Origin of the sequence: Aromatoleum sp., from assembly GCF_035254505.1 — a bacterium.
In the GTDB taxonomy this organism is placed as follows: domain Bacteria; phylum Pseudomonadota; class Gammaproteobacteria; order Burkholderiales; family Rhodocyclaceae; genus Aromatoleum.
Genome location: NZ_DATFAO010000020.1, coordinates 1 through 15559, shown reverse-complemented (window position 1 = coordinate 15559; position 15559 = coordinate 1). Strand labels below are relative to the sequence as shown.

Genomic DNA, 15559 nt, shown 5'->3' with positions numbered 1-15559 from the left:
GGCGTGTCCCAGTCCGAGGCCGGCAACCGCGCCGGCGAGCGAGAGCAGCGCGGCCTCGGTGAGGAACGCCATGCGGATGCTGCGCGCGCTGGCACCGAGCGCCTTGAGGAGGCCGATCTCGCCCGTGCGTTGGGTGACGGCAACGAGCATCACGTTCATCACGAGGATGCCCGCGACCGCGAGGCTGATCGCCGCGATCCCGGCGACGGCGAGCGTGAGTGCCCCGAGGATGCGATCGAAGGTGCCGAGCACGGCGTCTTGGGTGATCAGCGTTACGTCGAGCTCGCCGTCGCGGCGGATGCGCATGATCTCTTCGATCTGGCGCTTCGCCGGCAGTAGCGCGTCGCGGTCGCGGGCCTCGACGATGATGCGGAAGAGCGTGTTGGTGTTGAACATCGCCTGGGCGGTCGCGACCGGGACGAAGATCAGCTCGTCGGTGTTCATGCCGAGGCCCTGGCCGGATTTCTCGAGCACGCCGATGACGCGCAGGCGGCGATCGCCGATGCGGATCATGCGGCCGACGGCGGGCTCCGAGCCGAAGAGTTCATCCCGCAGCGTCGCACCGAGGACGGCCGAGGAGCTCGCGCGGCCGAGGTCTTCGCGGGGCAGGAACTGGCCTTGGGCCATGCGGAAGCGGCGGATGTCGAGGTAGTCGGCTCCGGTGCCGACCGCCATCGTCTCGCGCAGGCGTCCTCCGTACGAGATCTCGGCGGTGCCGACTGACAAGGGGGCGATGCGCTTGACGTCCGGGGCGCGCAGCAGGGCCTCGGCGTCGCGCACGGTGAGATCGCGCGGGGTGGTGGTGACGAGATTGCCGAGCGACAGTCCGCCGGTCGAGCTGCGGCCGGGGAGCATGATCACGAGATTGCTGCCGAGCGCCGAAAACTCGTTCATCACATAGCGCCGTGCGCCGTCGCCGAGTGCCGTGAGCACGACGACCGCGGCGACGCCGATCGACATCGCGAGCACCATCAGCGCGGTGCGCAGCGGATAGCCGGCGGCGGCGCGGGTGGCGAAGCGAAGGGTGTCGGCCGGCGTCACGGCGAGTTCGCCTCAGTCGTACTGCAGCGAAGGCACTGCCGGGCTGCCGTCGTCGTGCGTCAGCATGCCGTCTTCCATCATCAAGCGGCGGCGCGCGCGGCTGCCCATCACGGGGTCGTGCGTGACGACGATCAGCGTGACGCCGCCGGCGTTGAGCCCTTCGAGGAGCGCCGTGACGTCCTGGCCGGTTGCGCGATCGAGGTTGCCGGTGGGCTCGTCGGCGAGGATCATCGCCGGCCGCATGATCGTCGCACGCGCGATCGCGACCCGCTGCCGTTGTCCGCCGGAAAGCTCGTCGGGGCGGTGGCCGGCGCGCGTATCGAGGCCGAAGTCCTTCAGCGCCTTGGTGACGCGGGATCGCCGTTCCGCCGGCGGGACCCCGGCCAGCATCAGCGGCAGCGCGATGTTCTCGGCCGCGGTGAGGCGCGGCACGAGGTGAAAGCTCTGGAACACGAAGCCGATGCGATGGCTGCGGACCTCGGCCTGTTCGTCGGGGCTCAGCGTCGTGACGTCACGGCCTTCGAGGCGGTAGGTGCCGGCGTTCGGACGATCGAGCAGGCCCAGCAGGTTGAGCAGCGTCGATTTGCCGGAGCCCGACGGGCCCATGATCGCGACGTATTCGCCGGTCTCGATCGACACCGAGAGCTCGTGCAGCGCATGCACCTCGCTGTCGCCGAGCTTGAAGACGCGCTCGATGCCCCGCAGTTCGATCTGTGCCATCGCCGCTCCTCAACGCGATGCGGCGTCGTCTTCCGGCCTGACGTGCGCGCCGGCCTTCACGCCCTCGCGTTCGAGCGAGCTGACGATGCGGTCGCCTTCGGCCAGACCGTCGAGGATTTCGGTGTATTCCCAGTTGGAGATCCCGGTCTTCACGCTGCGCTCCTCCAGCCGGCCGTCCTCGGCGCGATAGCGCAGCACCTTGGTGCCGTCGCGCAGGGTCGCAGTCGGGATGCGCAAGGCGTTGTCGCGCACTTCGAGCACGATTTCGGCGTCCGCGCTGTAACCGACGAGCATGCCGCGGGCTTCGTCGGGGTGGGCGAAGTCGATCTCGACGTCGACGGTGCGGGCCTGCTTTTCGATCGCCGTGATGTAGGGGGCGACGCGCTTCACGCGCGCTTCGAAGACCTTGCCGGGCAGGGCGTCGAGCGTGAGGCGGGCAGGTTGGCCCGGCCGGATCTTCGGCGCGTCGATCTCGTCCATCGGCGCCTTCACGTAGAGACAGCTGTCGTCGATGAGGTCGATCGCGGGCGGCGTCGGCACGCCGGGCGGGGAGGGCGTCGAATATTCGCCCAACTCGCCGGTGATCTTCGCGACGGTGCCGGCGAAGGGTGCGATCAGCACGGTGCGCTGGCGGTCGGTCGTCGTGGCGTTGATCTGCGCTTCGGCAGTGCGGATGTCGGAGCGGGCGGTTTCGCAGGCGGCGCGACGCGCCTGTGCTTCGGTACGCGCCTGATCGACGCGCGAGGACGACACGAAGTTGCGGCGGAAGAGCTCCTCCTGGCGTACGGCTTCGCGTTCGGCGTTGTCGGCCTGGGTGCAGGCTTCCTGGATGCGCCGCTTTGCGGTGTCGAGCTGCGCGCGATTCACCTTCAGGCGCGCATCGAGGTCGTCGCTCCACAACCGCATCAGCAGCTGTCCCGCCTGCACGCGGTCACCTTCCTTCACGCCGAGGTATTCGATGCGCCCGCCGACGATGGTCGAGAGCTTGGTCCGCTGACAGGCTTCGATTTCACCGGCGCGCGTGTTCGACAGCGTCGCCTGGACAGATCCGCGCCCGACCTCGACCAGGCGGACCGGCAGCGGCTTCGGCCGCGTGAACCACCAGCCCGCCGCGGCGGCCAGTGCAATGACGATCAGGGCAATGAGGCTGCGGCGTAGGAAGGTCGACATCGGCTTTCAAATGACATTCGATCGCCGATGATCGCCCCTTATCCCGCCGCGCGCAACCTCGCAAACATGCGGCGTTCAGCCCCGCGCCTTGCTCCAGGAGTCCTTCAACGTGACGGTGCGATTGAACACGGGCGCGCCAGTCGTCGAATCCACCCGGTCCGCGACGAAGTAGCCGTGACGCTCGAACTGGAAACGGTCCTCCGCAGCGGCTTCGCGCAGCGCCGGCTCCAGCCAAGCGCGGATTGTGCGGCGCGAATCCGGATTGATGTCGTCGATGAAGCTGCGCTCGAAGCCTTCCGGATCGCCTTCGCGACGATTGCCGGGATGCGGATACGCGAAGAGGCGGTCGTAGAGCCGCACTTCGGCCTCATATCCATGCGCGACGGACACCCAGTGCAGGTTGCCCTTGACCTTGACGCTGTCGGCACCCGGCGTGCCGGACTTGGTATCGGGCAGGTATTCGCACAGCACCGCCGTGACATTGCCTTCGGCATCCTTCTCGCAGCCGGTGCATTTGACGACGTAGCCGTAGCGCAGCCGCGCCATGTTGCCCGGGGAGAGACGATGGAAGCCTTTGACCGGCGTTTCCATGAAATCTTCGCGCTCGATCCACAGCTCGCGCGAGAAGGGCATCGGACGCTTGCCGAGCTCGGGCTTCAACGGATGGTTCGGCGCCTCGCACAGCTCGCTCTGGCCTTCCGGGTAGTTCGTGATCACGAGCTTGAGCGGATCAAGCACCGCGACGCGACGCTCGGCCGCCTCATTGAGATCTTCGCGCATGCATTCTTCGAGTACGCTGAAATCGATCCAGGTATCCGACTTGGTCACACCGATGCGCTCGGCAAAGAGGCGAAAGCCGCCCGCAGTGAAGCCGCGACGGCGTGCTCCGACGAGCGTCGGCAGGCGAGGATCGTCCCAGCCGGTGACATGCTTCTCATCAACCAACTGGATCAGTTTGCGCTTCGACAGCACGACGTAAGTCAGATTGAGACGCGCGAACTCGATCTGCTGCGGCACCGGCCGCGGGAAGAGGCCGCCTTCCGCGAGCGTGTCGAGCAGCCAGTCGTAGAAGGGCCGCTGATCTTCGAATTCGAGCGTACAGATCGAGTGCGTGATGCCTTCGATCGCGTCCTCGATCGGGTGCGCGAAGGTGTACATCGGATAGATGCACCACGCGTCGCCCGCGCGATGGTGATGCGCCTTGCGGATGCGGTAGATTGCGGGGTCGCGCAGGTTGATGTTGGGCGAGGCCATGTCCACCTTCGCGCGCAGCACGTGTTGGCCGTCGGCGAATTCGCCCGCGCGCATACGGCGGAAGAGGTCGAGGTTTTCCTCGACGCTGCGGTTGCGGTAGGGACTTTCGCGCCCCGGTTCGGTCAGGGTGCCGCGGTAGGCGCGCATCTCTTCGGCCGACAGCGACTCGACGTAGGCCTTGCCGGCCGTGATCAGATACTCGGCGCAGGCGTACATCCGCTCGAAGTAGTCCGACGCGAAATATTGATGCTTGCCCCAGTCGAAGCCGAGCCAGCTCACCGCTTCGATGATCGAGTCGACGTATTCCTGCTCTTCCTTTTCGGGGTTCGTATCGTCGAAGCGCAGATGGCAGGCGCCGGAGTAGCTCTGGGCCAGACCGAAGTTCAGGCAGATCGACTTGGCATGGCCGTAGTGCAGATAGCCGTTGGGCTCCGGCGGAAAACGGGTCTCGACCCGTCCGCCCCATTTGCCGCTCCGGATGTCCTCGTCGATGATGTTGCGGATGAAGTTGCTCGCGGGCGCTGCCGCGGCGGCGGGTTTCGAAGTGTCGGACACGGGAAAAGCCTCGGTTCAATAGGCGCTGATTTCGGAACCGACCATTTTACCGCGTGATCGTCGGGAATGAATTGGTGCGCAGTGCTGACGCCGGTCCGCGAAGGCGCCGGTGTCGGCTAGAATTCGCGGCGATCCCGTATTCAAGGAATGGTCATGACAATCTGCAGAACGCGCCGGAGTGCAGGATGAGCGCGCCGCTCGCTCCGCTTTCGGGCTTTGCCGCGGTCGGCTTTGGTGCCGCGATCGGCGCATGGCTGCGATGGGGACTCGGCCTGCTCCTCAATCCCTTGTTTCTGATGATCCCGCTCGGCACGCTGGCAGCCAACCTGCTCGGGGGGCTGATCATGGGAGCGTCGCTGGCCTGGATTCACGCCGTCCCGGAGATGTCGCCGGCCGTGAGGCTGCTGCTCACGACCGGTTTCCTCGGCGGACTGACGACCTTTTCGACCTTTTCCGCCGAAAGCCTGCACCTGATGCAGCGCGGGGAGTGGTTGTGGCTCGTGCTGCACACGCTGATCCATGTGCTGGGCGCGTTGTTCATGGCGTGGGCCGGCTACACCGCCTTCAACGCCTGGCGTGGCTGACGCGGTTCAATACTGGCTCGCAAGCCACTCCGCGGCACCACGACCTGCGGCACGCCCCGTCGCAAAACACGCCGTCAGCAGGTAGCCGCCCGTCGGGGCTTCCCAATCGAGCATTTCGCCACAGCAGAACAGGCCGGGCAGGGCGCGCAGCATCAGGTGCTCGTCGACGTCCTCGAAGAGCACGCCGCCCGCCGTGCTGATGGCCTCGTCGAGGGGGCGTGGCGCCGCGAGCCGCAGCGGCAGCGACTTGATCGCTGTGGCGAGCCGCGCCGGGTCGGCGAATTCGGCGGCCGTCGTGCATTCGCGCAGCAGTCCCGCCTTGACGCCGGTGATTCCGGCCTTGCTTTGGAGATGGCTCGACATCGAGCGCGCGCCGCGCGGTCGCGACAGGTCTTCCGTCAGCCGCTCAAGACTGCGCCCCGGCGCAAGATCCAGATGCAGCGTTGCTGAACCGCTCGCCGCGATGGCATCGCGCAATCGTGCCGACAGCGCGTAGATCAGTCCGCCTTCGATGCCGGTCGCCGAAATCATGCATTCGCCCGCGCGATAGTGGCTTTCGCCCTGTGCGTCGATGAAGGTCGCCGCGACCGACTTCACCGGCTCGCCGACGAAGCGCTCGCGGAAATGCTCGCTCCAGCCCTCGCCGGAAGTGCTCCCGGCTTGCGCTCCGACGTCGAAGCCGCAGTTCGCTGGCTCGAGCGCTGCGATCCCGATGCCGCGCGCCCCGAGCCACGGCACCCACGCGCCATCCGATCCCAGCTTCGCCCAACTCGCACCGCCCGGCGCGAGCACCACTGCGTCGGCGCCCGCAGTGCGTTCGCCGTCTGGCGTCGCAAAGCGCAGTCCCGACGTCGGTTCAGGCGCATCCGACTGCCAACCCAGCCAACGATGGCGCACATGGAAGCGCACCCCCGCTTCGCGCAGCCGGTGCAGCCACGCGCGCAGCAGCGGTGCAGCCTTCATCTCGCGCGGAAACACTCGGCCCGAACTGCCGACGAACGTCTCGACGCCCAGCCCGTGCGCCCATTCGCGCAGTGCTTCCGCTCCGAAGTCCGCGAGCATCGGGGCGAGCACGTCTTGCCGTTCGCGATAGCGTGAGATGAATGCCTGAGCAGGCTCGGAATGCGTCAGGTTGAGGCCGCCGATTCCGGCAAGCAGGAATTTCCGACCGACCGACGGCATCGCATCGAAGACATCGACGCCCAGGCCGCGCGCCGCCAAGGTCTCGGCCGCCATCAGCCCCGCCGGCCCAGCTCCGATCACGATCACGTTCCGCGCGGCATTCATCGTGCAATTTCCTTCCAGGCTTCGAGTTTGTCCGCGAAGGACCAGGATGCGTTGGCGGGGCTCGTCGAAGGCAGACGCCGCAAGGTGACGTTCGCGTACTCGCTCAATTGCGGCCACGCGCGGCGTCGGAAGAAGGTCTCGGCCGCGCCGCCATTGAAGAAGATGCGTGCGACGCCCGGATGACTGGCCAAGAATCCGGCGAAATCGTTGATCTCCAGCGATTCCGCTTCGATGTCGGCATCCAGACTACCGCGTCGGCGGCATGCCCCGAGCACGTCCCACAGCGCGTAGCCCCGTTCGGCCAGTTGCTGCGCGCGCACTGCATAGGGTTCCCCCGGGTCGATCCCCAGCACCGCGCAGACGATCGGCCAGAAGCCGTTGCGTGGATGGGCGTAATACTGGGTGGCCGCGAGCGAAGCGGCGCCAGGCATGCTGCCGAGGATCAGCGTGTGCGCGTGAGCTGCGGCAATCGGCGGAAAACCTTCGAGGCGGGACATCGTGACGAGCGGAATAGAGTGGGGCGTGACGGGATCGAAATGCAGCCGCGCCTAGTCTAATTTGTGCATTAGGACCCTGCAAAGGAGGCCGACCATGAACACCCACAATCTGCCCAAGATGCTGTATTCCTATTCGGAGGGCTGGCAGGACATCATCCAGATCCACCCCACGGTCGCCAAGCTCTTCGTGACCTGGGTCATGCCGATGTCCCTGATTCCGCCGGCGATGTTCCTGTATTCGATGATGGTGACCCCCGGCGCCGTATTTCCCGAGATGGTGCCGCCGCTGACGATGACCGAGGCGCTCGTCGCAACGGTCGCCTTCTATCTCGCCGAACTCGCGATGGTCGCGCTGATGGGCTCCATCATCCAGCAGATGGGCGACGTCGTCGATGCGAAGCCGGCGTACTCCGAGTCCTTCATTCTCGCTGCCGTCGCACCGACTCCGCTGTGGCTTTCCGCACTGGCGCTCTTCATCCCGTCGCTCTGGGTAAACGGCGTCGTAGCGGCCCTGGCGTGGGTCGCATCGGCGGCGCTGATCTATCACGGCGTCTATCCGCTGTTCAAACTCGAGAGCACGAGCAAATCACGGCTGATGGGCTCCTTCATCCTCACGGCGGGCGTCATCGCCTGGGGCGCGCTCCTCGTGGTGCTCTCGCTCGCAATGAGCATGATTATCGGACTGCGTTGAACGGTCCTTGCAGCGCCCGCGGCAATAGGGTCCGTCCGCGGGTGCTGCCCCCTATGCGGCCCATGGCGGCGGTTCTGGCATAATCCCAGCGATTGCCGGCGGCTTGCACCCCGGAAGACCCCATTCAACTGCCGCCCGCCTCGCCGGATGCCGGCGCCTTCCGACGACTTCAAGATTGACTGCCACCGAACCCCGTCACGCCCTCGCGCGCGGGCGCGATGATTTTTCCGACTGCCTCACCGCCGACCGCCCGCGGCTGCGCCGTCTCATGCGCGATCTCGGACGCAACCAGGCCGCACGTCGCGAACGCGCCCAGGCCGACTTCGATGCCCTGCGCGCCCGTTCCCGCGCCGCGCTCGCCGAACGTCAGGCGCGGCTTCCGAAGCCTGACTTCCCCGCCGAACTCCCCGTCACGCAAAAGCGCAGCGAGATCGCCGAGGCGATCGCCGCCCACCAGGTCGTCATCGTCTGCGGCGAGACCGGCTCCGGCAAGACCACCCAGCTCCCCAAGATCTGCCTCGCCCTCGGTCGGGGCGCGGCCGGCCTCATCGGCCACACCCAGCCCCGCCGCCTCGCCGCCCGCGCGACCGCAACCCGAATCGCGCAAGAGCTGAAATCCGAACTCGGCCAAGCCGTCGGCTACAAGATCCGCTTCACCGACCGACTGAGCGAATCGAGCTGCATCAAGCTCATGACCGACGGCATCCTGCTCGCCGAAACGCAGGGCGACCCGTCGCTCGCCGCCTACGACACGCTGATCATCGACGAGGCCCACGAGCGCAGCCTCAACATCGACTTCCTCCTCGGCTACCTCAGGACGTTGCTGCCGCGCCGCCCCGACCTCAAGATCATCGTCACGTCCGCGACCCTCGACGCCGACCGCTTCGCGCGCCACTTTGCCGGCCCCGACGGCAAGCCCGCGCCGGTCATCGAAGTCTCCGGCCGCCTGTACCCGATCGAACTGCGCTACCGCCCGGTCGAAAGCGCCGACGAACCCGCCCAGGAACCCCGCCGTCCCGGCGCCGACCGCCGCAAGGACCGCGATCTCTACGACGCCATCGTCGACGCCGTCGACGAAGCCCACCGCAGCGGTCCGGGAGATACCCTGGTATTCCTCCCCGGCGAGCGCGAAATCCGCGAAGCCTCCGAGGCCCTGCGCAAGGCCCACCGCGCGGCCGGCACCGAGATCCTGCCGCTTTATGCGCGCCAGTCCGCGCAGGAACAGACCCGGGTCTTCGCCCCCGGCAAGGGACGCCGCGTCGTGCTCGCGACCAACGTCGCCGAAACCTCGCTCACCGTGCCCGGCATCCGATACGTCGTCGACACCGGCCTCGCCCGCGTGAAACGCTACTCGCATCGCAACAAGGTCGAGCAACTGCAGGTCGAGAAGATCGCGCAATCCGCAGCCAAGCAGCGTGCCGGCCGTTGCGGGCGCGTCATGGATGGCGTCTGCTTCCGCCTCTACGACGAGGAAGACTTCGCCAAGCGTAGCGCGCACACCGACCCCGAGATCCTGCGCTCCTCGCTCGCCGGTGTGATCCTGCGCATGAAGTCGCTGCGCCTGGGCGCCGTCGAAGACTTCCCCTTCATCGACGCGCCGCTGCCGCGCATGATCGCCGACGGCTACCAGCTGCTCACCGAGCTCGGAGCGGTCACCGACGACGACGCACGCGACCTGACGCCGACCGGCGTCGAACTCGCCAAGCTCCCGCTCGACCCCAAGATCGGCCGCATGATCCTCGCTGCGCGCGATCGCGGCTGCCTCGCAGAAGTCCTTGTAATTGCGGCCGCGCTCTCCACCCAGGACCCGCGCGAACGCAACCCCGAAAGCCCCGGCGCCGCCGACCAGGCGCACGCCAAATTTCGCGGTGGTGAGCAGGACCAACGCTCCGAATTCCTGTGGTACTGGAACCTGTGGAAAGCCTGGAGCGAAGTCCTGCGCCACGAAACCAGTAGCAAGCAGAAGGCGTGGGCCAAGCAGCACCATCTCTCCTATCTGCGCCTGCGCGAATGGCGCGACGTGCACGCCCAACTGCACACGCTGTGCACAGAGCACGGCTGGAAGGAAAACGAGCAAGCCGCGCAGTACGAAGCGATCCACAAGGCGCTCCTCGCCGGCCTCCTCGGCCACATCGGCTGCAAGATCGAAGAGGCCAGCGGCCCGCAAGCCGGCAGCTACCTCGGCGCGCGCGGCATCAAGTTCTGGCCGCACCCCGGCTCGGCGATTGCGAAGAAGGCCGGCAAATGGATTGTCAGCGCCGAGCTCGTCGACACCTCGCGTCTCTTCGGCCGCTGCCTCGCCAGGATCGAACCCGAATGGCTCGAAGAAGTTGGCGCCCACCTCGTCAAACGCCAGGTCTTCGAGCCGCACTGGTCGAAGACCTCGGGCGCCGTCCGCGCGTGGGAGCGCGGCACGCTGCACGGTCTCGTCCTCTACCCGCGTCGCGGCGTCGCCTACCGCGATATCGACCCCCAGCTCTGCCGCGAACTCTTCATCCGCGAGGGCCTCGTTCAAGGTGAGATCGCCGAAGGGCCCGCCCGCGGCATGGCCTTCCTGCAGCACAACCGCCGCCTCGTCGCCGAGATCGAACGCCTCGAACACAAGTCGCGCCGCCCCGACGTCCTCGTCGACGAAGAACTGATCCACGCCTTCTACGAAGCGAAGCTCCCCGCCGACGTCCTTGACGTCCCGAGCTTCGAAGCCTGGCGCAAGCAAGCCGAAAAGGTCGAGCCAAAGCTCCTGCACCTCTCGCGCGATCAGTTGATGCGGCACGAGGCCGAAGGCATCACGACCGACCGCTTCCCCGCGAACTTCGAAGTCCTCGGCCAGAAACTCAAGCTCACCTACCTCCACCAGCCCGGCGAGCCCGACGACGGCGTCACGCTCACCGTCCCGCTCGCGATGCTCAACCAGATTCCCGCGAACCGCTGTGAATGGCTCGTGCCCGGGCTGCTCGAAGAAAAGGTCGCCGCGCTCCTGCGCACCGTGCCGCAAAAGCACCGCCACCGCCTTCAGCCGATCGCCGAAAGCGCCGCAGCCTTTATGGCGCAGTTCGAGGCCGGCGACTGGGATCTCGACGAACCGCTCCTGCGCGCCCTGCAGCGCTTCGTCGAAGACCGCGTTTCGCTCAAGCTCCCGATGGAATCCTTCCGCGCCGAGAACCTCAACCCGCACTGTTTCATGAACTTCCGCGTGATCGACGAGCACGGTCGGGTCCTCGGCCAGTCGCGCAACCTCGCCGAACTGCGCACGCGACTACGCGACCAAGTCGCCGAGCGCTTCCGGGGCGCACGAATCACGATGCCTGAACCGGCTGCGACGAAGGCCGCACCGCCGCCTCCCTCCTCTGGAACGCCGAAAGGGGAGGGCGCATCAACAAAGGCAGCCAGCGAACCGGTCGCGCAACTCTCCGGCTTCACCGCCTGGACCTTCGGCCCGCTACCCGAGCTTCTCGAAGTCAAAGTCGCCGGCCGCGAAGTCATCGGCTTCCCCGCGCTCCACGACGACGGCGACAGCGTCTCGCTGCGCCCCTACGACACCCCGGAAGAAGCCGCCAAGGCGCACCGCAAAGGCCTCACGCGCCTCTTCGCCCTGACCCTCAAGGACCAGGTCCGCGCCGTCGAGCGCCTGCCTGGCCTGCGTGATCTCGCGCTCGCCTTCATCCCCTTCGGCACCGAAGCCGAGCTCAAGGCACAACTCGTCACCGCCACCCTCGAACGCACCTGCCTGCTCGACCCGCTGCCAGTGGACGCCGCAAGCTTCGAGCAACGCTGCGCCCAAGCCAAATCCCGCATCACCCTCGTCGCGCAGGAGTTCATGCGCCTCGCGACCACCCTGATCGGCGAACACGCAGGGCTGCAGAAGCGCCTCACCAGCATGAAAGGCTTTCCCGAAATTGCCGCCGACATCCAGTCCCAGGCCCGCGAACTCATGCCCAAGGACTTCCTCGTCGCCTACCCCTGGGATCGCCTCGCCCACTTCCCGCGCTACCTCAAGGCCGCCGGCGTGCGCCTCGACAAGCTGCGCAACAACCCCACGCGCGACGCCCAGCTCCTCGCCGACTGGCGCAGCCTCGCCCAACCCTTCGAACGCGAACGCCTCGCCAAGCGCAAGGCCGGCGTCGCCGACCCCGGTCTCGACGAATTCCGCTGGCTCCTCGAAGAACTCCGCGTCGGCCTCTTCGCGCAGGAACTCAAGACCCCGATGCCGATGTCCGTCAAACGCCTGCAAAAGATCTGGGAAGCGCGTCCGAGATAAGGGAAAGCGCACAGGGGCGTCCGCCCGGACTCAGGTCGGGCTGTAGAGAGCGCCGAAGCAGGGCGTGATGCGGGGGAAACAAGGCGACGCATGTCTGAGCCCGCCGGCGGGCGAGTTTGCGTCGCCGCCCCCGCGTCATGTCCTGCTTCGGGAAGCCGAAGGCCGCGAACGCCTGCCCGACCTGAGTCCGGGCGGACGTCCCGATTAGCAGCACTCAAGTCGGAGGCAACATCACCTTCGGCAAACAAACGCTGAGCTTTGATCCTCCAAGCTTTTCCTGCTATCCTTTCCGGCTTCCCCTTGCTCCACCGGTTCGCATGCCGGGGAGCTGTCATCAACCGCAAGGAGTCTCCATGCGACATTACGAAGTTGTCTTCATCGTCCACCCGGACCAGTCGGAACAGGTCCCGGCGATGATCGAGCGCTACAAATCGCTCGTCACCGCCCGCAATGGCCAGATCCATCGCCTCGAAGACTGGGGCCGCCGCCAGATGGCCTATCCGATCCAGAAGGTCCACAAGGCCCACTACGTCCTCATGAACATCGAGTGCGACGGCGAAGCGCTGGCTGAACTCGAGCACGCCTTCAAGTTCAACGACGCCGTCCTGCGCCACCTCATCGTCAAGATGAAGAAGGCCGTGACCATCCCGTCGCCGATGATGAAGGAAGAAAAGTCCCGCTCGCTGACCACTGCTCCGGCCGCCGAAGAGGCGAAGACCGAAGCCGAATCCGCCTGAGGTGACTGAAACCGGGTTCAACCAACTGCACCTCGACGCACGGATAGCCGAACTGCTGCCACTGCGTCGAACCCCGGCAGGCGTGCCGGTCGCCACATGCGGCCTCACGCACGAATCGAAACAGATGGAAGCGGGCATGCTCCGCGACGTTTCGGTCGAACTGCGGGCGGTTGCGGTCGGTGAGCTGGCCGGAATGCTCGCCAGCGCATCACCCGGCATGAGGATAAGGGTCGCCGGATTCCTCGCTGCGAAAAGCCTTCGCAGCCGAGCCCCGGTACTGCACCTGAGCAAGATCGAATTTCTGGAAGGAAACGAAAATGGCGTTCAACAAGAAGTTTGCAAAGAAAAAGGATGACCGCGGCAACCGCGGCCTGTTCAAGCGTCGCAAGTTCTGCCGCTTCACCGCGGAGAAGATCGAGGAAGTCGACTACAAGGACGTCGACATCCTGAAGGACTTCGTCACCGAAAACAGCAAGATCATGCCGGCACGCATCACCGGCACCAAGTCCGGCTACCAGCGTCAGCTGTCGACCGCGATCAAGCGTGCGCGCTTCCTGGCGCTGCTGCCTTACACCGATCTGCACAAGTAATCAGGAGAGATCGGACATGCAAATCATTCTGCTCGAAAAAGTTGCCAACCTCGGCACCCTCGGTGATGTCGTCAAGGTCAAGGACGGCTACGCCCGTAACTACCTGATCCCCCAGGGCATGGCCAAGCGCGCCACTCAGTCCAACATGGCCGCGTTCGAAGCGCGTCGCGCCGAACTTGAAAAGGCCCAGGCCGAAAAGCTCACCGCTGCTCAGGAACTGGCCACCAAGCTCGAAGGCCTGATGGTCCAGATCACCCGCAAGGCGGGCATGGACGGCCGCCTGTTCGGCTCCGTCACCAACATCGACGTCGCGGAAGCGCTGGCCACCCAGGGCTTCACCATCGAGCGCAGCGCCATCCGCATGCCCGAAGGCCCGATCAAGGCCATCGGCGACGTGCAGATCGACGTTGCGCTGCATCACGACGTCGTCGTTCCGGTCACCGTTTCCGTGCTCGGCGAACAGTAATTCGCCTCCGGTAACGCGAACCCGAAAGGGGCTGCTTCGGCAGCCCCTTTTCTTTTCTGCGCCCCCTGCCGCTTCGGTAGAATTCCGCACTTGCCTCACAGGAACACCGTCACCGATGGCTACGCAAAAGCGCCGCTTCCCCGACAGCAACGATCCCCAGATTTCGGCAATCAAACTTCCGCCGCACTCGCTCGAGGCCGAGCAATCCCTGATCGGCGGCATCCTGCTCGATAACCAGGCGTGGGAGCGCATAGCGGACCTCGCCAGTGAGGCCGATTTCTACCGCGACGACCACCGTCGGATCTTCCGCCACATCAGCAAGCTGATCGATCTCGGCAAACCTGCCGACGTCGTGACCGTGTTCGAGTCGCTGGAAAAGAACGGCGAAGCCGAACAAGCCGGCGGTCTCGCCTATCTCGCCGAAATCGCCAACAGCACGCCCTCGGCCGCCAACATCCGGCGCTACGCCGAAATCGTCCGCGAGCGGGCGATTCTTCGGAAGCTCGTCACCGTGGGCGACGAAATCGCCGCCTCCGCGCTTAGCGCCACCGGTCGGGATGCGAAAACCTTGCTCGACGAGGCCGAAGCGAAAGTCTTCGAGATCGCCGAATCGACCGCACGCACGACGACCGGCTTTGTGTCGATCCAGCCCATCCTCAAGCAAGTGGTCGACCGCGTCCAGGAACTCTACGACCGCGACAATCCCACTGAAATCACCGGCGTCCCCACCGGCCTCGTCGACCTCGACGCCAAGACCTCCGGCCTGCAACCGTCGGACATGATCATTGTCGCGGGACGCCCAGCGATGGGGAAGACAACCTTTGCGCTGAACGTCGCCGAACACGTCGCCGTCGACTGTCGCCTCCCGGTCGCGATCTTCTCGATGGAAATGCCGGGTACTCAGCTCGCGACTCGCTTCATCTCCTCGGTTGGTCGTATCGATCAAGGCAAGATCCGAACGGGCCGTCTCGGCGACGAGGATTGGCAGCGCCTCACGATGGCGATGGGCAAGCTCTACGACGCCCCGCTCTTCATCGACGAAACGCCCGGCCTCAACCCGATCGACCTGCGCGCCCGAGCGCGACGGCTTTCGCGTCAATGCGGGAAGCTTGGCCTGATCGTCATCGACTACCTGCAGCTCATGGTCGGCAGCAAGGACAGCGACAACCGCGCGTCCGAGCTTTCCGAGATCTCGCGCTCGATCAAGTCCCTCGCGAAAGAGCTGCACGTCCCGATCATCGCGTTGTCGCAGTTGAACCGAAGCCTCGAGCAGCGTCCCAACAAGCGCCCCGTGATGTCCGACCTTCGCGAATCGGGCGCAATCGAGCAGGACGCCGACATCATCATGTTCATCTACCGCGACGAGATCTACAACCCCGACTCCGCAGACAAGGGAAGCGCCGAACTGATTATCGGTAAGCACCGTAACGGCCCGACCGGCACGGTTCGGATGACCTTCATCGGCGAGTGCACCCGTTTCGAAAACTACACCGGCGAAGCACGTCCTATTTACAGCGACGAATGATCCGGAAGCTTTCGATGACGAGGGTGTTGACACATCCTTCCTCGTCTATATAATCCGCCCCTCTTCGCGACGTTGCCGGCAAATGCGGCGGCAGCGGGAAGAGGAAAGAGCGTTGAGCGCGGCGGTGTTGAAGGAAATAAAAAACACAGCAGTACTTGACGGCGACAAGGAAGTTTGTCAGAAT

General features: G+C 65.7%; 15 protein-coding genes. 8 read left to right on the top strand and 7 right to left on the bottom strand.

The genetic code is table 11. The annotated features are described in order from the left end of the window. The 4 genes from VJ673_RS04070 to VJ673_RS04055 form a co-directional block, all read right to left on the bottom strand. Positions 1-1041, bottom strand: a 1041-nt coding sequence (locus tag VJ673_RS04070) for an ABC transporter permease (protein ID WP_324124755.1), incomplete at its 3' end; no start/stop codon positions are given. 12 nt (positions 1042-1053) lie between these two features. Continuing rightward, complete coding sequence (locus tag VJ673_RS04065) at positions 1054-1761, bottom strand: ABC transporter ATP-binding protein (RefSeq protein ID WP_324124754.1); 708 nt, start codon at positions 1759-1761, stop codon at positions 1054-1056. A gap of 9 nt (positions 1762-1770) precedes the next feature. After that, the gene (locus VJ673_RS04060) at positions 1771-2931 is read right to left on the bottom strand and encodes an efflux RND transporter periplasmic adaptor subunit (protein ID WP_324124753.1); all 1161 of its coding nucleotides are present in this window, start codon (positions 2929-2931) and stop codon (positions 1771-1773) included. Between the two features lie 75 nt (positions 2932-3006). After that, a complete protein-coding gene (locus VJ673_RS04055; protein ID WP_324124752.1) occupies positions 3007-4740 on the bottom strand; it encodes a glutamine--tRNA ligase/YqeY domain fusion protein in 1734 nt (577 codons plus the stop codon). A gap of 185 nt (positions 4741-4925) precedes the next feature. On the opposite strand from VJ673_RS04055, the gene crcB reads away from it, so the two are divergent. Continuing rightward, on the top strand, positions 4926-5324 hold the full coding sequence (gene crcB, locus VJ673_RS04050; protein WP_324124751.1) for a fluoride efflux transporter CrcB: 399 nt from the start codon (positions 4926-4928) through the stop codon (positions 5322-5324). Between the two features lie 6 nt (positions 5325-5330). Here the strand turns inward: crcB and VJ673_RS04045 are convergent, their stop codons facing one another. Then, positions 5331-6611 carry a TIGR03862 family flavoprotein gene (locus tag VJ673_RS04045; protein ID WP_324124750.1) on the bottom strand — a complete coding sequence of 427 codons (1281 nt, stop codon included), beginning with the start codon at positions 6609-6611 and terminating at the stop codon, positions 5331-5333. Beyond that, positions 6608-7108 (bottom strand): DNA-deoxyinosine glycosylase, encoded by a 501-nt coding sequence (locus tag VJ673_RS04040; protein WP_324124749.1) that lies wholly within the window; start codon positions 7106-7108, stop codon positions 6608-6610. Before VJ673_RS04040 ends, VJ673_RS04045 begins: the two co-directional genes overlap by 4 nt. Positions 7109-7202: 94 nt before the next feature. Here VJ673_RS04040 and VJ673_RS04035 point away from each other — a divergent pair, with 94 nt between their 5' ends. The 7 genes from VJ673_RS04035 to dnaB all read left to right on the top strand — a co-directional run bounded on the left by VJ673_RS04035 (position 7203) and on the right by dnaB (position 15375). Beyond that, complete coding sequence (locus VJ673_RS04035; RefSeq protein WP_324124748.1) at positions 7203-7799, top strand: Yip1 family protein; 597 nt, start codon at positions 7203-7205, stop codon at positions 7797-7799. A gap of 268 nt (positions 7800-8067) precedes the next feature. After that, a complete protein-coding gene (gene hrpA, locus VJ673_RS04030; RefSeq protein WP_414635629.1) occupies positions 8068-12057 on the top strand; it encodes an ATP-dependent RNA helicase HrpA in 3990 nt (1329 codons plus the stop codon). Between the two features lie 353 nt (positions 12058-12410). Then, complete coding sequence (rpsF, locus tag VJ673_RS04025) at positions 12411-12794, top strand: 30S ribosomal protein S6 (RefSeq protein WP_324124746.1); 384 nt, start codon at positions 12411-12413, stop codon at positions 12792-12794. 1 nt (position 12795) lies between these two features. Then, on the top strand, positions 12796-13149 hold the full coding sequence (priB, locus tag VJ673_RS04020) for a primosomal replication protein N (protein WP_324124745.1): 354 nt from the start codon (positions 12796-12798) through the stop codon (positions 13147-13149). Beyond that, positions 13112-13384, top strand: a complete 273-nt coding sequence (gene rpsR / locus VJ673_RS04015; RefSeq protein ID WP_324124744.1) for a 30S ribosomal protein S18 — start codon at positions 13112-13114, stop codon at positions 13382-13384. The genes priB and rpsR overlap by 38 nt, the downstream gene beginning before the upstream one ends. A gap of 16 nt (positions 13385-13400) precedes the next feature. Then, positions 13401-13850 (top strand): 50S ribosomal protein L9, encoded by a 450-nt coding sequence (gene rplI / locus VJ673_RS04010; protein ID WP_324124743.1) that lies wholly within the window; start codon positions 13401-13403, stop codon positions 13848-13850. A gap of 115 nt (positions 13851-13965) precedes the next feature. After that, on the top strand, positions 13966-15375 hold the full coding sequence (gene dnaB, locus VJ673_RS04005) for a replicative DNA helicase (RefSeq protein ID WP_324124742.1): 1410 nt from the start codon (positions 13966-13968) through the stop codon (positions 15373-15375). Here dnaB and VJ673_RS04000 read toward each other — a convergent pair. Beyond that, positions 15356-15559 (bottom strand): hypothetical protein (locus VJ673_RS04000; RefSeq protein ID WP_324124741.1); only part of this gene is annotated, 204 nt, incomplete at its 5' end. The two genes, dnaB and VJ673_RS04000, sit on opposite strands and share 20 nt — an antisense overlap.